Source organism: Henriciella litoralis, from assembly GCF_002088935.1.
Lineage (GTDB): Bacteria > Pseudomonadota > Alphaproteobacteria > Caulobacterales > Hyphomonadaceae > Henriciella > Henriciella litoralis.
Genome location: NZ_NCSS01000006.1, coordinates 1096631 through 1117260, shown reverse-complemented (window position 1 = coordinate 1117260; position 20630 = coordinate 1096631). Strand labels below are relative to the sequence as shown.

The window sequence follows — 20630 nt, the reverse complement described above, 5'->3', positions numbered from 1 at the left end:
TGCGGTCATTTCAAATCCCTCGGCTTCATTCGCCAGGCTCCATGAAGCGAAACTGTAATGTTGACTGCAGGACCGCGTTTTTGCGCGTGCTTTGCCATTCGGCTCGCACATGGTACGCTTTGGTGTGTTACGCGGCGTAGGCGGTTGGGGAAAGGCTCATGGTAAAGTGGAATGAGACCCAGAAAATGCTGGGAGAGCAGGGCGCCTTCATCCCGACGATGGAAGGTCAGAAAGGGCTTACCAAACGACTAGGAGACGAAGCTGCCCGCCAGCGCCAGCAAGGCATCGCCACGCCGCACGTTTCCAAAAAAGACCTCAAACGCGCCGAAAAGCGGCTGCGCGAACAGAAACGCCAGCAGAAACTGGACCGTAAGCAAGCGCTGCGCGACAGAAAGGCCGAAAAAGAGGCTCATGCTCGCAGCAAACGCGAGAACAAGACATTCGGTGGCAAGTCCACCTTTTCTGGCGGAAAGTCTGCAGGCGGCGTCGGCGCGCCGGTGAGTGGTAGCTTTACGTCGAAAATGCCTTCAATGGCCGCGTCTGGCACCTCCTCGAACGGTGATGATGCCGAAGGAGTCCTCAAATTCTTTGCCATTATCCTCCTGATTGGCGCTGTCTTCGCCTTTTTCAAATGGATCTATGCCGAAATCCATGCGAGCCTTGAGGCGCTGACCGGCCTGACGGCATCATGGCCGACAATTAGCGTGATCGTCCTTGCCTTCTCTCTGCCGCCCATACTTGGCTATGTTCTCTATGATCGCTGGGTAAGGCAGGGGCCGTACTGGACAAAGGGCGTCCTCGCCCTCCTTGTGCCGACCCTGATCGTGACAGGCTTCACAATCCTCAGCCTGACGGTGATCTGACGCCCCGAAAGCGTGGGGATAGGAGCGTTCACGTCCGCTTGGTCCACTCAAAACCGGGACGCTTTTTCAAAAACTACCTTCCGCAACTCCGGCCGTAGGCATAGGCTGGCGCCAAAACATATCCGGGAGGAAAACGCATGACATCCAGACTGGCCGTATCGGCGCTCGCACTTGCCTTGATTACAGCCCCCTCATTCGCACAGACAGGCGGCGCGGACTCTGCCGTTCCTGCTCCGCCACCTGCCGGCGAGGCGAGTGAAGCAACCACTGCCGCCAATCGCGCCGTCGCCGAACGCCTGCCGCTGGATGATGCCAGCGATTTTGAAGACGCCTCCCGGGGGTTTCTGGCCGCGATCGAGGATGATGCGATCCTTGCAGAGGATGGCAGCGTTGTCTGGTCGATCCCACAATTCGACTTCCTAGAGGGCGAGTCGCCTGCGACGGTTAATCCATCTCTCTGGCGCCAGTCTGGCCTGGCCGCTAAGCACGGCCTGTTTGAGGTCGCCGACGGCATCTGGCAGGTGCGCGGCTATGACCTCTCGGTGATGAGCGTCATCGAAGGCGAGACAGGCTGGATCATTGTTGACCCGCTGACGGTGAAAGAAACCGCAGCGGCCGCCCTGAAGCTGGTCAATGACACGTTGGGTGAGAGGCCCGTGACGGGCGTGATCTATACCCATTCGCATGCGGACCATTTTGGCGGGGCCCGCGGGGTCATCTCCGAGGAAGAGATCGAAGCGCGCGGCGTGCCTGTGCTGGCCCCGGCCGGATTTACCGAAAGCGCCGTCGCCGAGAACCTTATCGCCGGCAATCAGATGTCACGCCGGGCGGTCCTCATGTTTGGCCGCTCGATTGGGCGGTCGGCGACCGGCAATGTCGGGACGGGCCTTGGTCCGGCCCTGCCGCAAGGGACGACGACACTGGTTCTGCCAACCGAAGAGATCGGCGGCTGGGGCACCGAGCGCGTGATTGATGGGGTGACCTTTGAGTTCATGGACGCTAGCGGCACTGAGGCGCCTGCCGAATTCATGTTCTACCTTCCGGAAAAGCGCGCATTGTGTACCGCTGAAGTCGCAACAGCGACCTTCCACAATGTGCTGACGATGCGCGGCGCGAAGGCGCGGGACGCGTTGAAATGGAGCCGGGTGATTGACCGGGCGCTAATCGACTATGGCGACAAGTCCGATCTCGTCTTTGCCTCCCATCACTGGCCAACCTGGCAGCAGCAGAATGTCTCGGATTTTCTGAAAGGGCAGCGCGATATCTATCGCTATGTCCATGATCAAACGATGCGCCGCGCCAATGCAGGGGCAACGATTACAGAAGCGGCCGAATCCATACCGGAGCCTGAATTCAGCCAGGATAATTTCTCCGTGCGCGATTATTACGGCACGATCAATCACAATGCCAAAGCGGTCTACCAGTTCTATTTTGGCTGGTGGGGCGGTGTGCCCGCTGACTTCAATGCCCTGCCACATGAAGAGAGTGCAGCCCGTTATGTTGACGCGATGGGCGGCATTGACGCCGTGATCGAGCGAGGCATTGAGGCGTTCGAAGCGGGCGACTATCGCTGGGCGAGCGAGGTTTTCAACCATGCAGTGTTCGCTGAACCAGAAAATGAAGCGGCGAAAGCGTGGCTCGCGGCCAGCTATGAGCAGCAGGGGTTCCAGGCCGAGAGCGGGGCTTGGCGCAGCTATTACCTCACCGCCGCCTCCGAACTGCGCAACGGCCTGCCAGAGACAGGCCGCGCAACGGCAGCCAATGCGGAGTTTCTCGCGGCAGTTCCGACGCCTGATCTCTTTGATTCTCTCGCCACGCGCTACAATCCCGAAAAGCTGACCCGTGAGCCTTTCACGATCGTCTTCGAGTTTCCTGACGTCAGCGAAACGATCAGCGTCTCCGTCGGCAAGGATGTTGTGGTGCCGCGCATGGTCGATGAAGAGGGCGCTGCCCGCCTGACGCTCGACCGGGCGGACTTCAACCGCCTTATTCTGCAGGAGGTGACCGTGCCGGGCCTGATGCAGTCTGGCGGGCTGAGCATTGAGGGCGATGCGAGCGCGGCGGCGGCATTTCTTGGCGCGCTCGAGACGCCGGATTTCTGGTTCCCGGTCGTCACGCCGTAACATGCACTGCAGTCAGCTCGTTTGCCCTCTTGCGGGGGGGCACGTCTCTGACTAGACAGGCAATCTGGCTTGGGAGAGGTGGCCGAGTGGCTGAAGGCGCGCCCCTGCTAAGGGCGTATACGTTTACGCGTATCGAGGGTTCGAATCCCTTCCTCTCCGCCAGCCAGTCTTGCGAAAATCCCCGCAATCGAGACGGCATTGTTAGCGCAATTTGCTAATTGAGCGGATGTTCCCGACCTTCTAGCGTTATTGGGTGCGTCGAAACCCGTTCCGCAACTTCAAAACGTCGCCCGAGATCATCGCCAGACTTTCAAATCACAACGAGGTGCCGCTTGCCGCGAATGGCGTCAGCTATTTGGCTGGATAGGGTAGGGTGCACCCTAACGATGCTGGAGACGGGCTCGCATTTGACTGAAAGCACCGATTGATGCTGGCCCGCGCGGGTTTTGCCGTCGTCTCAGGCGAGAGTTTCTTCTCTGAGCTGCAGATCGAGTTTGCCGACAAAGTCTTCCATGCTGATTTCGCCTAGATCGACATTTTTGGCACCGCCGCCGGCAACGACCGTGACATCCTCGATTCCGAGCACATTCAGGATCATTCTGAGATATTGCGTGGCGATGTCGCGGTTCCTGATTGGGGAGCTCTCACCATATTCGCCGCCCGAGGCGATCAGCAACGTGGCCTTTTTCCCGGTGACCAGGCCGCTGCCATCGAAGCCGAGCGTCAAGCCTTTGCGCACGATATGATCTACCCACGCCTTGAGCGCGGCGGGGATGTTGTAGTTGTAGACCGGCGTGGCGATAACGAGTTCGTCACAGTCCAGAAGTTGCTGAGCAAGTGTATCGGAAAGCCCCAACTGTGCCTTCATCTCCGGTGTCTGTGCGTCGGGCGGTGTGAAATAGGCCGCAAGCCACGGCATCGTGACGTGGGGGAGTGCCTCTTCGGCAAGGTCGCGACGGATGATCTTGCCGTTCGGGTTCAGCGCCTGCCATTCCGCAAGATAGCGTTGCGTCATGTTGCGCGACACCGAGGCGTTGCCGCGCGGGCTGGTTTCAACAACGAGAAGTCTGGTCATGCCACATTCCTTTTCCTGATAGGAGCATGAGAAAGAGAATATGGCTTCCGACTATCCAGCGGGAGTGATATAATGCCGATGATTTCCATCACATCAGGTGATAGCTGTGATTTCATCACTGAGCCTTGATCAGCTGCGTGTGCTGGTCACGATTGCCGACACCGGCAGTTTTTCCGCTGCTGGCCGCAAACTGACACGGGTGCAATCGGCCATCAGCCAGACCGTCGCCACGCTGGAAGCGACCCAGGGGGTTACGCTCTTCGACCGGAGCGGTCACCGCCCGCAGCTCACGGACACGGGCCGGATCCTGGTGCAGCAAGCGCGAATGGTGCTGGCGAGCGCTGCCAGATTTGAAGCCGTGGCCGCAGGATCCCGTCAAGGAATGGAGGCGGAACTGGCGCTGGCCATCGATCCGCTGGTCCCTACCGCACCCCTCATCGAAAGTCTTCGCGCGCTGCACGAGACCTATCCGCAATTGCAGATCAGCTTTTCGACAGAAGGGCTTGGAGGCGCGCTGCGCCGTTTGCGGGCAGGTGACGTCTCGCTTGCGCTTTGCCTGCTTCTGCCCGACGTGCCGGAGGATGTGATGGCGACGCCGCTCATCCGGATCAACCTTTTGCCCGTGGCTGCCGCAGATCATCCCCTGGCGACGCTAGGTCGTCCGGCGAGCCGCGTCGATCTGGAGACCCATGTTCAACTTGTTCTCGCCGATCCGGCGAACCGAGATGGACCGAACTACGGGCTGACCGGCTCGACTCCATGGCGGTTCGTCGATCTTGGACGGCGCATGGATTTCCTGCTCGCGGGCTTTGGATGGTGTCGGATGCCCCAGCATCTCGTGAAGGAGCACCTGGATGCAGGCCGGCTGGTCAGGCTCATGCTTGATGACGATACCAGAGGGAATGCAGATCCGTTGACGATTTACGCGGCGCACCTCGCCGATCGCGTGCCTGGCCCGGCGGGCCGCTGGCTTTTGAGCGACCTGCAGACGCGATTGGCTGACTGAGCCGCGCCCTTCAGGTCCGCGCGTTTACCAGGCCACCGGACCGTCTTCGTCCGAGAAGGTTCCGGTCGGTCCGTCGTCACCCATCAGGGCAAGCCGGACCGGTTCGCGTGCGCCTTCTTCCACGCTACGTGTGCCGTTGAAGTTGTTGAGCGCGGTCGAGGTAAAGCCGGGGCAGGCGGCGTTGACCTTGATGTTTGTGCCTTCGAGCGCCAGCGCGAAGGCCAGCATCACGGCATGTGCGGCTGCCTTTGAGACTGAATAATTGCCGAACATCCTCCGATGATCATTGGCGGGGTCGGAGTTGAGCGTCAGCGATGCGCCAGAACTCCCGGTGATGACGATGCGGCCTGCCGGCGACTCGCGCAGGAGGGGAAGCATCGCCTGTGTCACGGCAATGACGCCGAACACATTGGTCTCGAACACCGTCCGGATGTCGGCAAGCGGCGCGTCCGTGAGCAGGTTTGTCCTGACGGCCTCCGCAAAGTCCTGGTTCGGCTTTGCCCGTGAGATCCCGGCATTGTTCATCAGGATATCAAGGCGGCCAAACCGGGCGCGAATGAGATCAGCCGCCCGGGCGATCGATGCTTCATCCGTGACGTCGAGCTGAATGGCGTGGGCTTGCCCGCCAATTTCCTGCGCCGCCTTCTCGCCCTTCTCAAGGTCGCGCGCGCCGACGATCACCGTCAGTCCTTTTGCAACCAGATCCTTCGCAATCTGGAGGCCGATGCCTTGAGTGGCTCCGGTGACGAGAGCGATGCGTTCGTCCGACATAATGAAGTTTCCTTGCTGGGTTTCTTTGCTGGCCTTTTTACGTCCGGCGGCGTATTAAGCGGAACAGCCTTCCGCCTATATACGGAACGTTGTTCCGCTTAACAAGCGTTGATTGCCGAAATGGGAGAATCCATGGCTGGAAAATCGTCGAAACGGGCCGTGCGCGCCGATGCGCAGCGCAACATCGAAAAACTGGTGCGCACCGCTCGGGACGTGTTCGCCACATCCGGTGTTGAGGCGCCGATGCGCGAAATCGCCGAAAAGGCAGGTGTCGGCGTCGGGACCATCTACCGCAACTTTCCCCAGCGCTCCGATCTGATTGCAGCAGTGTTTCGCAGTGAGGTTGACGCCTGCGCGGACGCCGCGGCCAGTCTTGCGGAAGCCTTTCCTCCCGGGGAAGCGCTCGACCGCTGGATGCAACGCTATGTCGACTTTATCGTTGCCAAGCGCGGGCTCGCTGCGGCCCTGTATTCGGGCGACCCCGCCTTCGAGGCCTTGCCGGCCTATTTCGATAGCCGGTTCGAGCCTGCACTGCAAAACTTGCTCGATGCCGCCGTCACCGCCGGAGACATACGGCCGGACGCTAATCCGTATGATCTTCTGCGCGCCGTCGCGAGCCTGTGCATGCCGTCAAGCGATGGCAATCCATCAGCAGCTCGCCGGCTGGTCGCACTGCTGGTTGACGGGCTGCGTTACCGTGCAAACGGTCCGCAGCGCACTGCTGATCTTGCGCCGCCGGGCGTGCTCTAGGTGCCGCTCTGCATGCGCAAACTCACGGCGCCGCTCTGTCCAAACGTATGTGCGTGACGGCGGGGCGTGTGGTATTGTGAGCGGAACGGACCGATTGAGCGGGAAGGACAGCCTCGCTAGCTTCGCTAGATGACCCGCAATCCATTTCGCTATTTCAAGACATCGCCCGAGATCATCCAGCTCGCGGTCATGATGTACGTCCGTTTCCCGCTCTTATTGCGGAACGTTGAGGACTTGCTGCATGATCGTGGCATAGACGTTTGCCACGAAAGCGTTCGGAAATGGGTGGACCGTTTCGGGCCAATGTTCGCCGATAATATCCGCGTCCGCCGCGCCAGCTACATGCGCCAGATCACGCAATGGCAGTGGCATCTCCACGAGGTCTTCGTGAAGCTCAATGGCGAGACGCATTACCTCTGGCGACGTTGATTATGAGGGCGAAGTCCTGGAAAGCTAAGTTGCGAAAACACGCGATAAATCCGCAGCGTAGCGCTTTCTGAGAAAAGCCAGAAAGCGCTACGGCGCACCACGGACAGTCGTCACCGACCGGCTAAGATCATATGGCGCGGCGATGAAGGAAATCGGAAATATCGACCGTCGGGAGGTCGGTCGCCATCTCAACAACAGAGCCGAGAACAGCCATTTGCCGTTCCGGCGACGAGAGCGGGCGAGGCTAAGGTTCAGGCGAATGTCCAACCCCCAGAAATTCGCCTCGAACCACGCTTCATTCCACAATCACTTCAACCTCGATCGCCACATCAACTGCCGTCAGACTTTCAAATCGAAACGCGATGTTGCCCTTTTCGAGTGGCGCGGGCTTCTGGCTGGATAGAGGGGCTAAACCTTGCGATGCTGGAGACGGGTTCGCATTAGACTGACAGCACCGCCAGCCAGTTTCCCGAAAATCAGCGAATCCCAGACGTCTCGGAATAGTCCCGGCGGCATTGTCAGGGGAACGGGTCGATTGAGCTCCCGGAGACGGAGCAAGGTTGATGGCATTGTCAGCGTTTATCGTAAAGGCGCCAGTTATTCGCCAGCGCGGCGTTTAGTCCGGGGTAATCTCGAAGACACCGTCGATTTCGACGGCAACGCCTAGAGGGAGTGTCGGGGACGCCACGGCTGAGCGCGCGTGTCTGCCGCGGTCGCCGAAAACGTCGACCATGAGATCGGAGCATCCATTGATGACATGCGGTATCGCTTCGAAGTCCGGCGCGGCGTTTACGAACCCGCCAAGCTTGACCACTTTGTGAATGCGGTCGAGGCTCCCGAGGGCCGCCATGCACTGGGACAGAAGGCTGATCCCGCAATGTCGCGCCGCTTCGACGGCATCGTCCATAGAAATGGTCTCGCCAATGCGTCCCTTGATCAGATTGCCGTCGCGAGCGCTGATCTGCCCCGAGACAAACAGCAATCGCCCCGCCATGACATAGGGTACGTAATTCGCGACAGCCGCGGAGGGGGCGGGCAGGGTAATGCCAAGTTCTTCAATTCGTTCATCGATAGAGCCCATGAGGTGCTCCTTTCTTCTTTGGCTTTCGAGGGCAGGGGATAGCGAGAGCGCTCCGATTGTTCAGTGCCTGAAAAGGCGTTCATATTCTGATGGATCGAGGCCCTGCGCTCTCACCCAGTCTTCATTGTGATAGGTGTCGGCGTAGCGCTGGCCGTCGTCGCAGATGAGAGATACGATGCTTGCCGGCTCCTTCCTGTCTTCGAGTTCGAGCGCCAGCTGATATGCGCCGAAGAAATTGGTGCCGGTCGAGCCGCCGAGCTGCCGACCGGTGAGCCCCTCAAGGTAACGTAGCGCGGCCATCGACCCCGCGTCGGGCACCTGGATCATCTCGTCCACCAGTTCGGGGAAGAAGGATGGCTCAACCCGCGGGCGCCCGATTCCTTCGATCCGGGAGGAGTGGGCTGAGACGAGATTGGTTTTTCGCGTCTTGTAATGATCGTAGAGAACCGAATTCTCAGGGTCGACAACGCACAACCGGGAGTTACGTCCGCGGCCTGAATAGCGAAGGTAGCGCCCGATTGTAGTTGACGTTCCGCCAGTACCGGCCCCGACTACAATCCAGTCCGGCTCGGGGCATCTTTCAGATTTCATCTGCTCAAAGATGGCGGCCGCAATATTATTCGGCCCGCGCCAGTCGGTGGCCCGCTCGGCATAGGTGAACTGGTCCATGAAATAGCAATCGGTTTCGCACGCTTGCTTGGCGGCTATCTCGTATATTTCATGCGGTTCAACCAGCACGCATTCCCCACCGTAGAATTCGATTTCCCGGATCTTGCGCTGCGCGGTGCGTTTCGGGACAATCGCCTTGAAATCGAGCGAGAGCAGATTGGCAAAATAGGCTTCTGAGATCGCTGTGCTTCCGGATGAGCACTCAATTATGGTCGTGTGCGGTCCGATCTTGCCGCTACAGATCCCCCACAGGAACAGTGATTGAGCAAGCCGGTGTTTTAAGCTGCCGGAGGCATGCGCGCTCTCGTCCTTGAGGTACATATCCACATAGCGGAAGCCGGGCAGCTTGAGCTTTACCAAATTGGTTTGGCCTTGCCGCGTCGCCTCGGCTTGAATGGTATTGATCGCCTCCCGGGCCCAGTCGCGTATGTTGCGTTCCTTGACGGTCGTCACCAAAGACGGTCTCGGATACCTGTTTAAAGCTGGAATCGTCACTTTTCTGGCCTTTTCGTCTCAATCTATCTGACGCAAGACCTACGCCCAAAGGCGACGAAAGTGTTCCCAAAATTTGCTATTATAACGCTTTATATTGGTATAAATCGATTGCTAACGTGCCGCAGATACCGGTGTCTCTGGTCAGTCTGTAGGCAAAAGCGCACAAATTACGGACTTTCGTGTGAAAATGAGGGAATATCTTATTGTATGGCATTGACCTCATTGTGCGGGCGGCTTGGAAGTGCGGGGCTGAATTCGAGGCGCCGTCCGCTGTTGTCGGCTCTGCGTCAAAGTTTGAGGGAGGTAGAGTATTTGACTTTTTCCATTGAGAAACTGGACGAGACATCGGTCAGACCTGTCACGCTTTCCACGAGCTTTTTGTAGACACTGTCATAATGGTCGATGCTGGAGACCTGGATCTTCAGCAAGTAGTCATTGGCGCCGCTGAGTCTGTGGCACTCCACAATTTCATCAATAGCGGCGACAGATCGTGAAAACATATCCAGCCATGATTTGCTGTGGTTTTCCGTTTTGAGGAACACGAAAACCGTAACTCCAAGATTGACGAGATTGGGATCAATCAGCGCAACACGTTTCGCGATGACGCCATCGTCTTCGAGTTTCTTGATCCTGCGCCAGCACGGGTTGGAAGACAGTCCGACCTTGTTGGCAATGTCCTGAATCGACAGCGAAGCGTCATCCTGAAGCGCATTCAGTATCTTGATATCCAGCTGATCCAATTTGGCGGCTTCTCGCATCATGGTAAAAAATCCCAAAAACAAAGCAATAAGTGTTACGAAAGGTGAGTTTATCACAATAAAATGGGTGTACAATCCCAAATGGGCTTCATAAAGTTATATTGGAACTGAATTTGGTGCTGCATAGGGAAAAAGTAGGGATGAACGGGAATTATATGGTAAAAAAATCTAAAGCGACTAAGTTGATCTCGCGCGGGGTTTCAAGCGTGGTTCTCGGTTTGGCGATAACGGGGTTTGCGTCCGCATACGCGCAGGAGGTCGTGGCTGTAGATGAACCTGAGTCATCAGAAGTGGCGGATGAAGGATCGCTTGGTCTCGACCGCGTTGTCATTACCGGATCGCGGATTTCAAATCCTAACCTGACATCCAGCTCATCAGTGACCACGCTGGGAGCAGAAGAGTTCGATGCGCGCGGCGTGCTGCGAGTCGAAGACCTTCTGAGCACACTGCCACAGACCCTTTCGGGTGAGAGCTCGACGTCGGGCGTCAGCGGCGCGCAGGCGACGGTCAACCTTCGCGGACTTGGTGCAAAGCGCACCCTGGTGGTCGTTGACGGCAAGCGGCTGCCATATGGGTCGCCAATTAATGTTGCCGCCGACCTGAACCAGATTCCGTCGCAGCTCGTTGAGCGGGTTGAAGTTCTCACCGGCGGGGCGACGGCCGTCTATGGCTCCGACGCGATTGCGGGCGTCGTGAACTTCATCATGAAGCGCGACTTTGATGGCTTTGAAGCGGATATTCAGGGCAGCACGTTCTGGGCCGACAATAACAATTCGAATATCGAGCGTGTCCTGAACGACTTCGGCCAGCCGGACGCCGACTCCATCATGGATGGCGAGTCTGTCGACCTGAACCTTGTCGCCGGCACGAACTTTGATGACGACCGTGGCAACGTCACGGCGTATTTCGGCTACTCCAAGGACAACGCTGTCAAATGGGAAGATCGCGACTTCACATCTTGTCCGTTTTCCACCCGAAATGGGGGCACGGACTTCTCCTGTAGCGGCTCAGGCTCCATGCCCGCCAATACGCGCTATCTGCGCACAGGGGCAGGCGGTTTTGACCTTGTTGTCGACGAAACGACAGGCGATTTGCGGGCTTACAATGGCTCGGTCGATGCCTTTAACTTTGCCTACGGAAACTACCTGCAGCGCCCCCGTGAGCGCTATACCTACGGCGCTTTCGCCCGGTATGATGTGACCGACAACATTGAATTGTTCTTCGACTTCTCTGTGGCCGACAACCAGACCGATGCGCAGATCGGTGCAGCTGGCCTGGCGACGGGCACCACGACCACGATCAATTGCGACAACCCGCTGCTGACGTCGGAAATGCAGGCGACTTTCTGCGATCCCTCCGTCGTCTCGATCGGTAGTGATGGCGTGCCGCGCGCGCCGCTACGCCTTGGACGCCGGAATCTCGACTATCCACGTGTCGCAGAATTTGGTCTGAAGACCCAGCGTTTCGTAGGCGGTGCCCGAGGTGAAGCGTTCGATGGCTTCGACTACGAAATCTTTGTCCAGAACTCGACCGTAGACTATCAGGAAACGATCCTGAATGACGTATCGATTTCCCGCGTAACACGGGCTGTTGATATCGTCGCGGATCCGGTCAGCGGGGACCCGGTTTGCCGCTCTGTCCTGACGGGCGAAGACCCTGATTGTGTGCCTTTCAATATCTTCCAAGCGGATGGCATCACGCCGGAAGCCAATAATTATATCACCACCCCGAGCCTGCGCGTTGGCGAAACCGAACAGTTCGTGTTCGGTGGCAGCCTTACCGGCGACCTCGGTCTCTACGGTCTTACCAGCCCGCTCGCAGAAGATGGGTTCGGCGCCGTCATCGGTTTTGAGTACCGTAAGGACACCCTGTCTCTTACCCCGGACTCCGCCGACACCCGTACCAGTGTGCGTGCGCCGGTGGACGGTTCAGTTCCGGTCCGCGAGCTGTTCGGCGAGCTTCAGGCGCCTCTTATCCAGAATGCGGCGTTTGCCAAGGAGCTGACCCTGACAGGCGCCTATCGCTATTCTGACTATTACGATACGACGGGTGGGCAGAGCACCTATTCCGTCGGCCTGGCCTGGCGTCCGGTCACTGACCTTCGCCTCCGCACGCAATACCAGCGTGCGACACGCTCACCCAACCCGCTCGAGCTTTACAGCCCGCGTGAATTTGGCTTCGGCACGCTGTCGACGCTGCCAAACGGTCTGAAGGACCCATGTGCCGGCGACTTCGATCCAACGACATCGACGGCTGAGCCATTCGCTTCCTTTGAGGCATGTGCAAAGACTGGCGTAACGCAGGCTCAGTACGGGACAATTCTCGACAGCGCCGGCAATATCGACATTCTGACAGGTGGTAATGAGGCGCTGGAGCCTGAGGTTTCGGATACCTGGACGGCAGGCATCGTTTACGAGCCTTCCTATCTTCCGGGCTTCGTGGCGAGCGTCGATTACTTCTCCATCGAAGTTGAGGATTTCATCGGATCGATCAATCCCAGCCAGACCATCGATCAGTGTCTGACAACTGGCGATGCGCGCTATTGTTCGCTCATCAACCGGGAGCCGTCGGGCACGCTCTTCCTTGGTGATGGCGATGCCTATGTGGACGTCGCCCTGATCAATACGGGCCACCTCAAGACGTCCGGTGTTGACCTTAGCGCGTCTTACCGCTTTGGCCTTGAGGATGTGGGCGCACCCGGTTTTGGCGATCTGCAGCTGAGCTATGTCGCAACCGTTCTCGATGAGCTTTCCACCCAGGCGCTTGTCGGTGAGCCGGCCGTCGAATGTGCGGGTATGCATGGCGGCGCCTGTAACAACCCGGCGCCGGAGTATCGTCACCGGGTCAGTGCCAACTGGAGCCTCGACAAACTTCGGGCGCAACTGGCATGGCGCTATATCTCTGCAGTCGACGAGTACTCTGTAAACCCTTCGCCTGTGAACGATCTGGAAGCGACATCCTACTTCGATGTGTCGGTCCAGTATGACGTTTCAGAAGCGCTTGAGCTTCGGGCCGGGGTGAACAACGTCCTCGATCAGGATCCGCCACTTACCTCACTGGCGGGTTATGGCGGCAACGAAAATGATGGCCGCGGCAACACCTATCCATCGATCTATGATGCGCAGGGCCGCTTCCTCTTCGCTGGCGCCACCATTCGTTTCTGATCGGTGGAGCTGAACACCCTTCCCGTTACCTCCCGGGAAGGGTGTTCATTCAATAAAAGGATTAAATACAGGATTTTCGATGCTCAATTTGCTGAAACTCGCCGCTATTTCCTGTCTCGTCGTTTGGCCCAGTTGCGCTGGTGCGCAGGGCCAGACGGGCGAAGCCGACACGCGATCAGCAGCCACGGCGATCATCAACGCCACTATCCTGACGGCCGCCTCCCCCCGCATCGAGAATGGCACTATTCTGTTCGAGGACGGAAAGATTGTAGCGATCGGCTCCGCTGTCGACGTGCCGGCGAATGCCGCAGTTATTGATGGCGAGGGGCGTTGGGTGACGCCGGGCCTGATTGATCCTCATTCGCATATTGGAGTCTTTCCAACGCCGCTTCTGCCGACGACGATGGATCTCAACGAGAAGAGCGGGACCAATACAGCCCAGGTGTCGGCGGAAGATGCAATCTGGCCGCAGGATCCGGGCTTCGAGATGGCTCGGGCGGGCGGCGTGACTAGCCTTGCTATCCTGCCGGGCTCTGCAAACCTGATTGGAGGCCGCGGCGTTACAGTTCACAATATTGAATCGGTGACGGCCAGTGAGATGCTCCTGCCCGACGCACCTGAATTTTTGAAAATGGCATGCGGTGAAAACCCCATGAAGGTCTATGGCGGCGCCGGCAAAGCCCCGGTCACCCGGATGGGTGTCGTGGCCGAATTCCGCCAAGCCTGGGCCGATGCCACACAGTATCGCCGCCAGCGAGATGAAGCGATGAAAGCTGGAAAGCCCGCACCGGCCGATCTTCAGATGGAGACAATGGCGGGCGTGCTCGATGGGGACATCATCCCTGTGTTTCATTGCTACCGGGCTGACGAGATGGAGCAGATGATCGAGGTCTCACACGAATTCGGCTTCCAGATCGGCGCCTTTCACCACGCTACTGAAGCCTACAAGATTGCTGATCTTCTCAGGGATGAAGACATCGCTGTCGCGACCTGGGCGCGTCGGTGGGGCTTCAAGATGGAGGCCTATGACGCGGTTCCGGCTGCCGCCGCGATGCTGGAGGAGGACGGTGTGACGGTCTCGCTTCATTCTGATAACGCGCTGCTGATCCAGCGACTGAATATCGAGGCTGCCATGGCGTTGGCCTCCGCGAAAGACGCGGGGCTCGACTATGATTATGAGACGGCGATCAAGTGGATCACGTCCCGGCCCGCCGAAATGATGGGGATCGATGATCGAACCGGCACGCTCGAACCGGGCAAGCTCGCCGACGTCGTCGTCTGGTCTGGCGATCCATTCAGCGTCTATTCGCATGCCGATCTCGTCTATATCGACGGTGCGCTGGTTTATGAGCGCGAGAAAGACGAGGGCTCTGTCGAGTCAGACTTCCTGACAGGTCAAACGGGAGCAGGAGAATGACAATGCGCCTTTTTGCTATTCTTTCAGCGGCGGTCTCACTCTGCTTCTCGCCCGCGCTTGCGCAAACGCTTGCGATCACGAATGCTAAAGTGATGACGGCGGGCGAGGCAGGTGAGCTGGAGAGCGCTACCATTCTTATCGAGAATGGCCGCTTTACCGCTGTCGGTGCGGACGTCCGTATCCCAGCCGATGCACGAATGGTCGACATGAACGGCAAGGTCATTACGCCAGGACTTATCGTTTCAAGCACGACGCTAGGCGCTGTCGAAATCAATGATCGCGCGAATGCAAATGATATTGATGCGTCCTCTTCAACGCTATCCGCAGGCGCGGATATTCAGTATGCGATCAACCCGAATTCGACCCTTATCCCTGTGGCGCGGCGCGGCGGCGTTGCTCGCGCTATCGTGACGCCGGGGCTGGAAGCTAAGACCGGCGGTGCCGCGGCGTTTGGTGGTCAGGCCGCCCTCATCAGCACAGCTGCGAATGGCGACGCGATCTCTCAGCCGCAAGTCGCCATGACTCTTAATTTGCTCGGATCAGATCAGGGCAGGGCAGCTGTTTTCCCGCAGCTCAAGGCCATGCTGGAAGACGCGTCGAGCTTTGCCGAGAATCCGTCGCCTGAACGGGTGTCATCGTTCAAGGCGGCCAAGTGGACACAGGCTGATCTGCAGGGCCTCGTGCCTGTCATGCGCGCTGAGATACCGCTTTACGTCGCTGCAGAACGGGCATCGGATATCCGGGCGTTTCTGAAGATCGCCGCTCCCTACAATCTGCGTATCGTTTTTGTTGGCGCGGCTGAAGCATGGTCTGTTGCCGATGAGATTGCGGCCGCGGGCGCCTCTGTCGTTCTCGACCCTTACGAAAACCTGCCGCAGAGTTTCAACGCTGTTCTGGCATCATCACAGAATGCCGTTCGGCTCCATGAGGCAGGGGTGCCGGTTCTGATCGTTCCGCCGCGCGCCGGCCATGACGCGCGGCTCATTCGCTACAGAGCCGGCGTTGCAGTTGCTGCGGGCCTTCCGAAAGATGCTGCTCTCGTTGCCATCACCTCAGGCCCGGCTCGCATGCTCGGTCTCGATAACTATGGTGAGATCGCGCCCGGTAAGGTCGCCGACATGGCAATCTGGTCGGGCGACCCGTTCGAGCCTCTCAGCGGCCTTGATGCGCTTTACATTGATGGCGTGCTGCAACCCCTGGAAGACCGTCAGACGGCGCTTCGGGACAAATATCGTGCAAAACCTGCAGGAAAGTAGACAGATGCCCGGACTTCAAAACTGGCGTGCCATCTCCCTCACGGTGACGGTCCTTTTGACAGCTAACTTCGCGGCGAGCGCACAGGATGTCCTGATCCGCGACGCGAAGGTCTTCGATGTGACATCCGGAGATGTGCGCACATTGGATGTGCTTGCTGAAGATGGTCGGTTCACGAAGATTGAAGAGAGCATCGAGGCCGCTCCTGAAGGCGTTAAGGTCATAGACGCTGACGGCAAAGCCTTACTGCCGGGCTTGATAGATGTTCACACGCACTGGACCGGGATGAATGGCGCGACACGGGCGTCCATTGCCGTCGACCTGCTGGAAGCGGGTGTGACGACTGCCACGGATTTCCACTCGTCCCCCGAGGCCTTTGAAGATATGCGCGCCTATCATGCCGGTATCGTTTCGCCGCATGTGTTCTACGCGGCCCGAATGAGTGTTCCCTATGGTCATGGTACGGCCTGGACGGATGAGCGCGTCACAAAGACCGTGTTTAGCGCCCGCGAGGCCGACGCAGCGGTCGAGGATATCCTCGCTTTCAAGCCGGACGCGATCAAGGTCTTTGCCGATGGCTGGCGCTATGGCAGCGGCGCCAATCTCAGCAGCATCAACCTTGATGCCTTCTCCGCGATTGTTGGTGTCGCGCATGAGGCGGGTTTGCCGGTCTTCAGCCACACCGTCACCGTTGAGGGTGGGAAGCAGGCAGCAAGGGCTGGTGTCGACGGCATCGTACACGCGCTTCAGGACCGAACAGCCGATGAAGAGCTTGTCGAGTTGATGACCGAAAACGGTGTCTATTACTCGCCGACGCTGACCGTTTATGAGCCTTTCGAGGATGAGATGGCCGAGATGGGTCCGGCGAAGGCGGCAATTGTCATGCGTCGCCAGCAGTTCTCGCGCGCGAACATGTCCGCTTTTCTCGATGCCGGCGTGAAGGTCGCCATGGGAACCGACCAGGGCATCGATAACAACCCATTCGGCGAAGCCGATCTCCGTGAGATGGAATTGATGGTCGATTTTGGCCTCACGCCAAGCGAGGCGCTGACAGCGGCGACGCTTCATAGCGCCGAGCTTCTCGGCCTGTCCGATGATCGCGGCAGCATCGAAGTGGGAAAGCGAGCAGATTTCATTCTTGTCGCTGGCGAACCCTGGAAGGATATATCGGAGCTTCGGTCGCTCGACAGGGTCTTCCTTGATGGCAGGGAAGTCGTCGCAGATGCAAAGCTGTCGGTGGACCAAGGCGCTGTCATGCCAGACGCACGTCCCGCCGGCAGGATGATCGATGATTTCGAGAATGACGCTCTAACGAGCACTGGAGCGTGCCGAGGGTATGATGTGGACCGCAATCATCCGCGCAGCAGGCTCGTTCGCAATACGGTCGAACGGATCGAGGGCGGCATGGCTCTGCATGTCTCAGCGGACCTGACGCTGAAAGAAGATCCATTTGCGTTTGTTGTCCTTCCGCTTTCGCCCGCTGGTTTCCTGCCGGTCGATGCTGCGCGTTTTGACGGTGTGCGACTGGACGTGCGCGGCCAGGGACCGATCAAAATGAAGATTGGTGGCGGCCCCTCTGAGGCTGAGTCTGCGTTCGAGACGACCAAGAATTGGAAAACAGTAGAGCTTCCCTTTGAGGGATTTGCCGGCGAGCCGGAGGCCGGCCCTGTGGACCTCGCCGCTCTGCACTGGCTGTCCATCGGACGTCATGACGAGCCGGGAACCGATTTCTGGTTCGAGCTCGACAATGTCGAATTCTACAAATCTGCTGAATAGGAACCCAGCCATGAAGAGCCATATGCTTGCCGCCATGACGGCTATTATCCTGCTTTCGGGCTGTACTACGGAAACCAGCGGGTCATTTGGAGCGGCGACGGAAACGTCCGCAGCTGATGTTGAGGCGCGGCCGGTCGAAGCGATCTCTTTTCTGGGTGAGCCACTCTACAGAAAGGAAGCGACGTCTGAGCAGGCGGAAGCGGCCAGGCAGGCGATGGAGCGACTGCAGTCGGGTGCGGTTTCCAGCGAAGATGAGTATGTGGAGGTCGGAGCGGCGCTGGCTGGTGCTGGGCGCTATCGCGACGCGATTGACGCCTATTCCAAGGGCGTTGAAGCCTATCCTCAGTCGTACAAGCTCCGTCGGCATCGCGCTCATCGCTACATCACAACGCGCCAGATTGAAAAAGCGTACGCCGATCTTCTGGAAGCTGAGGCACTGGTCGAGTCCAAGGGCGAAACGGACGTGTATGAGCTGAAGAGCGGGAAACCGCATGGCACCTACGCACACTGGATCGCCTACCATCTCGGCATCTACCATTATTTGCATCAGGACTTTGCGGAAGCGGCGGAGCAATTTGCCAGCTGCGTGGAGACGGCGACCGACAATGACATGCTGATCGGGGCCGTCGACTGGTTGTACAATGCCGAAATGAGGGCTGGTGAGCCTGAGAAGGCCAATGCTGCCCTCGCGCTTGTTGCCGAGGATATAGAGGCGGATGAGACCTATCCCTATTACAAGCGCGTGATGATCTACAAAGGCGTCCTTTCGCCTGATGACGTCATCAATCTCGACAAGGCAGAAGGCTGGAACGGTCGCGATGCGACGGTGGCCTATGGCCTCGCCAGCCGGATGATTGCGGCCGGTGATGATGATGCAGCCCGGCAGGTGCTCAAAGACATACTGGATACATCATACTGGCCGATCTGGGCCTATGTGGCGGCCGAAAGCGACTACGCCATGCTGACCGTAGATGCCGGTTTGAGCGATTGAAGCCGCTGACCGCCCAGCCGCGCTGTGTCTTGCCGCCGCATAGAAGCCGCGAAGCGCGCCAATCGAAAATCGGAGCGAGGATGTCATGGGGCTGATTGAGGAGCTGCTCGCCCGCGCCGCGAGCTGGGTATGGGGACCCCCACTGGTTTTTCTGGTGACGGCGTCTGGTCTGTTCTTCTTCTGCTTTTCGCGGCTCCTGCCTTTTCGGCATTTCTTCTTTGCGATCCAGGTTCTGACCGGTCGGCATGACAAGGCCGGGGCGCCAGGCATGATTGGCCATTTTCAGGCACTTTCCGTGGCATTGGCGGCCACGATCGGTATGGGCAACATTTCCGGCGTCGCGATCGCCATCAAAATGGGCGGTCCAGGCGTGGTCTTCTGGATGTGGGTCTCGGCAATCCTCGGCATGGCGACGAAGTACTTTACCTGCTCGCTGGCAGTCATGTTCCGCGGAAGGGATTCCGAAGGCGAGCTGCAAGGTGGTCCAATGTATGTGATCCGCGAAGCGCTCGGTCCGCGCTGGCGGCCACTGGCGATCTGGTTCTGCGTCGCGTGCATGGCAGGATGCCTGCCGGTCTTCAACGCCAATCAGCTAACCCAAGCTGTCAGTGATATCGCCCTCGTGCCGGCAGGTATAGCGGACAGCTTCGTGACCAATGCAATCATTGGCATCGTCCTCACGGGCCTGACAGCGGCCGTCGTGTTTGGTGGGCTGACCCGGATCAGCTATGCCACAACGCTGCTCGTTCCCGCCATGGTAGTGATCTATGTCGCTGCCGTGGTCGGGATCATGTTTCTCAATGCGAGCCAGGTGCCGCATTATATTGGCCTCATCATCAGTGATGCCTTTTCAGCAAGCTTCTACAGCGGCGAAGCAGCCTTCGGCAGTGCAGTCGGTGGATTGATCCTGCTCGGCGTCAGGCGCGCGGCTTTCTCCAATGAAGCCGGGTTGGGCACGGCCGCCATGGCGCACGGTGCAGCAAAGACGAGTGAACCTGTTCATGAGGGGCTGGTCGCAATGCTCGGTCCTGTCATCGATACGCTGGTCATTTGCACGATGACGGCGTTGGCCATCCTGATGACCGGAGTCTGGCAGAGCAGCGACGCCACCGGCGTATCGCTGACAGCGAACGCATTCGAGGCGGCTTATCCGGGCTTTGGCGGCTATATCCTGCTCCTCTGCATTCTGTTTTTCGGCATCTCTTCGCTCTTTTCCTATTCCTATTATGGCGCCAAATCCTTCGCCTTCCTGTTTGGGGTGAAACGCGTCCCGATCTATACCTCCGTCTATGTCACGACCATTTTTCTGGGAGCCGTGACGTCTGTCGGTATCATCCTGAACTTCATCGATCTCAGCTTTGCTCTGATGGCGGTCCCGACTTTGGTTTCAGCGATTATTCTGTCACCGAAAGTGGTTCGTCATACGCGCGCCTATTTCAGGCGAGAGCGGGTATCGTCGGTCGAACCGGCCGATTGAGAGGGATGGGGCTGAGGGGCGTGAACGTCCCGTTGGGTGAGGAGAGGTGCTTGTCGATGCTGAAGACGGGGTCGCATTAGACTGACAGCACCGTGTTGACCGCTAAGATCCGGCATCAGCAACGAGACCAGCGGCGCTGATTCCAGCAATCGCACAGGCTTCGTCGTTGTCGGAAGTGTCGCCAGTTACGCCGACAGCGCCGAGGATCGCGCCTTTTTCATCGCGAATAAGGACTCCGCCAGCGACAGGCACACACCCATCAACGAATGCGCCTGAAACGCTCAACATGAAAGATGGACGATCGGCAGCCATTTTTGCAAGTGTGCGACCGCCAACGCCAAGCCCAATGCAGCCGGATGCTTTGCCCATCGCAATTTGTGGTCTGCCTACTGAAGAGTTGTCTTCGCGTTTGGAGTTTACGAGATGTCCGCCAGCGTCAAGGACGATAACGCAAAGCGGTGCCAGCTCGCGAGCCCGCCCTTCTTGCAAGACAGTGCTTGTGATGATTTCAGACTGTTTCAGGGTCAGCAT

General features: G+C 58.5%; 16 protein-coding genes, 1 tRNA gene and 1 pseudogene. 12 read left to right on the top strand and 6 right to left on the bottom strand.

Translation table 11 applies throughout. From position 1 onward, the window contains the following. Positions 1–158 precede the first annotated feature (158 nt). The 3 genes from B8783_RS08930 to B8783_RS08920 all read left to right on the top strand — a co-directional run bounded on the left by B8783_RS08930 (position 159) and on the right by B8783_RS08920 (position 3148). Positions 159–863 (top strand): hypothetical protein, encoded by a 705-nt coding sequence (locus tag B8783_RS08930; protein WP_084419823.1) that lies wholly within the window; start codon positions 159–161, stop codon positions 861–863. Between the two features lie 137 nt (positions 864–1000). Beyond that, positions 1001–2986, top strand: a complete 1986-nt coding sequence (locus B8783_RS08925) for an alkyl/aryl-sulfatase (RefSeq protein WP_084419822.1) — start codon at positions 1001–1003, stop codon at positions 2984–2986. Positions 2987–3058: 72 nt separating this feature from the next. Continuing rightward, a tRNA-Ser gene (locus B8783_RS08920) sits at positions 3059–3148 on the top strand. Between the two features lie 295 nt (positions 3149–3443). Here B8783_RS08920 and B8783_RS08915 read toward each other — a convergent pair. Then, positions 3444–4061 (bottom strand): FMN-dependent NADH-azoreductase, encoded by a 618-nt coding sequence (locus tag B8783_RS08915; protein ID WP_084419821.1) that lies wholly within the window; start codon positions 4059–4061, stop codon positions 3444–3446. A 106-nt stretch (positions 4062–4167) separates the two neighbouring features. On the opposite strand from B8783_RS08915, the gene B8783_RS08910 reads away from it, so the two are divergent. Continuing rightward, positions 4168–5067: a LysR family transcriptional regulator gene (locus B8783_RS08910; protein ID WP_084419820.1), complete on the top strand. Its 900-nt coding sequence runs from the start codon at positions 4168–4170 to the stop codon at positions 5065–5067. Between the two features lie 24 nt (positions 5068–5091). Here B8783_RS08910 and B8783_RS08905 read toward each other — a convergent pair whose 3' ends face one another. Beyond that, positions 5092–5838 (bottom strand): SDR family NAD(P)-dependent oxidoreductase, encoded by a 747-nt coding sequence (locus B8783_RS08905; RefSeq protein WP_084419819.1) that lies wholly within the window; start codon positions 5836–5838, stop codon positions 5092–5094. A 132-nt stretch (positions 5839–5970) separates the two neighbouring features. Between B8783_RS08905 and B8783_RS08900 the strand changes: the two genes are divergently transcribed. Further along, on the top strand, positions 5971–6588 hold the full coding sequence (locus B8783_RS08900; protein ID WP_084419818.1) for a TetR/AcrR family transcriptional regulator: 618 nt from the start codon (positions 5971–5973) through the stop codon (positions 6586–6588). Between the two features lie 129 nt (positions 6589–6717). Continuing rightward, positions 6718–7420 (top strand): annotated as a pseudogene (locus B8783_RS08895) (IS6 family transposase). Positions 7421–7633: 213 nt separating this feature from the next. Here the strand turns inward: B8783_RS08895 and B8783_RS08890 are convergent. The 3 genes from B8783_RS08890 to B8783_RS08880 form a co-directional block, all read right to left on the bottom strand. Then, positions 7634–8098: a RidA family protein gene (locus B8783_RS08890; RefSeq protein ID WP_084419817.1), complete on the bottom strand. Its 465-nt coding sequence runs from the start codon at positions 8096–8098 to the stop codon at positions 7634–7636. A gap of 60 nt (positions 8099–8158) precedes the next feature. Next, a complete protein-coding gene (locus tag B8783_RS08885) occupies positions 8159–9223 on the bottom strand; it encodes a PLP-dependent cysteine synthase family protein (protein ID WP_169711758.1) in 1065 nt (354 codons plus the stop codon). Positions 9224–9549: 326 nt separating this feature from the next. Next, positions 9550–10002 (bottom strand): Lrp/AsnC family transcriptional regulator, encoded by a 453-nt coding sequence (locus B8783_RS08880; protein WP_084422014.1) that lies wholly within the window; start codon positions 10000–10002, stop codon positions 9550–9552. Positions 10003–10280: 278 nt separating this feature from the next. Between B8783_RS08880 and B8783_RS08875 the strand changes: the two genes are divergently transcribed. The 6 genes from B8783_RS08875 to B8783_RS08855 all read left to right on the top strand — a co-directional run bounded on the left by B8783_RS08875 (position 10281) and on the right by B8783_RS08855 (position 20099). After that, positions 10281–13184, top strand: coding sequence for a TonB-dependent receptor domain-containing protein (locus tag B8783_RS08875; RefSeq protein WP_169711757.1), 2904 nt, complete (start codon positions 10281–10283; stop codon positions 13182–13184). 79 nt (positions 13185–13263) lie between these two features. Continuing rightward, the gene (locus B8783_RS08870) at positions 13264–14601 is read left to right on the top strand and encodes an amidohydrolase (protein ID WP_084419815.1); all 1338 of its coding nucleotides are present in this window, start codon (positions 13264–13266) and stop codon (positions 14599–14601) included. Positions 14602–14603: 2 nt separating this feature from the next. Further along, positions 14604–15857, top strand: a complete 1254-nt coding sequence (locus B8783_RS18340) for an amidohydrolase family protein (protein ID WP_169711756.1) — start codon at positions 14604–14606, stop codon at positions 15855–15857. A gap of 4 nt (positions 15858–15861) precedes the next feature. Then, on the top strand, positions 15862–17631 hold the full coding sequence (locus B8783_RS08865) for an amidohydrolase family protein (RefSeq protein WP_169711755.1): 1770 nt from the start codon (positions 15862–15864) through the stop codon (positions 17629–17631). A 10-nt stretch (positions 17632–17641) separates the two neighbouring features. Next, positions 17642–18622, top strand: coding sequence for a tetratricopeptide repeat protein (locus B8783_RS08860; RefSeq protein ID WP_139792310.1), 981 nt, complete (start codon positions 17642–17644; stop codon positions 18620–18622). 85 nt (positions 18623–18707) lie between these two features. Then, positions 18708–20099 (top strand): alanine/glycine:cation symporter family protein, encoded by a 1392-nt coding sequence (locus B8783_RS08855; protein ID WP_084419812.1) that lies wholly within the window; start codon positions 18708–18710, stop codon positions 20097–20099. 102 nt (positions 20100–20201) lie between these two features. Here the strand turns inward: B8783_RS08855 and B8783_RS08850 are convergent, their stop codons facing one another. After that, positions 20202–20630, bottom strand: a complete 429-nt coding sequence (locus tag B8783_RS08850; RefSeq protein ID WP_084419811.1) for a GlcG/HbpS family heme-binding protein — start codon at positions 20628–20630, stop codon at positions 20202–20204.

What these genes read in the sequence shown, in the direction of transcription:
- B8783_RS08930 (WP_084419823.1), top strand. Translation starts at nt 159, where the DNA reads ATGGTAAAGTGGAATGAGACCCAGAAAATGCTGGGAGAGCAGGGCGCC.
- B8783_RS08925 (WP_084419822.1), top strand. Translation starts at nt 1,001, where the DNA reads ATGACATCCAGACTGGCCGTATCGGCGCTCGCACTTGCCTTGATTACA.
- B8783_RS08915 (WP_084419821.1), bottom strand. Translation starts at nt 4,061, where the DNA reads ATGACCAGACTTCTCGTTGTTGAAACCAGCCCGCGCGGCAACGCCTCG.
- B8783_RS08905 (WP_084419819.1), bottom strand. Translation starts at nt 5,838, where the DNA reads ATGTCGGACGAACGCATCGCTCTCGTCACCGGAGCCACTCAAGGCATC.
- B8783_RS08900 (WP_084419818.1), top strand. Translation starts at nt 5,971, where the DNA reads ATGGCTGGAAAATCGTCGAAACGGGCCGTGCGCGCCGATGCGCAGCGC.
- B8783_RS08890 (WP_084419817.1), bottom strand. Translation starts at nt 8,098, where the DNA reads ATGGGCTCTATCGATGAACGAATTGAAGAACTTGGCATTACCCTGCCC.
- B8783_RS08870 (WP_084419815.1), top strand. Translation starts at nt 13,264, where the DNA reads ATGCTCAATTTGCTGAAACTCGCCGCTATTTCCTGTCTCGTCGTTTGG.
- B8783_RS18340 (WP_169711756.1), top strand. Translation starts at nt 14,604, where the DNA reads ATGCGCCTTTTTGCTATTCTTTCAGCGGCGGTCTCACTCTGCTTCTCG.
- B8783_RS08865 (WP_169711755.1), top strand. Translation starts at nt 15,862, where the DNA reads ATGCCCGGACTTCAAAACTGGCGTGCCATCTCCCTCACGGTGACGGTC.
- B8783_RS08860 (WP_139792310.1), top strand. Translation starts at nt 17,642, where the DNA reads ATGAAGAGCCATATGCTTGCCGCCATGACGGCTATTATCCTGCTTTCG.
- B8783_RS08855 (WP_084419812.1), top strand. Translation starts at nt 18,708, where the DNA reads ATGGGGCTGATTGAGGAGCTGCTCGCCCGCGCCGCGAGCTGGGTATGG.
- B8783_RS08850 (WP_084419811.1), bottom strand. Translation starts at nt 20,630, where the DNA reads ATGCTGACCCTGAAACAGTCTGAAATCATCACAAGCACTGTCTTGCAA.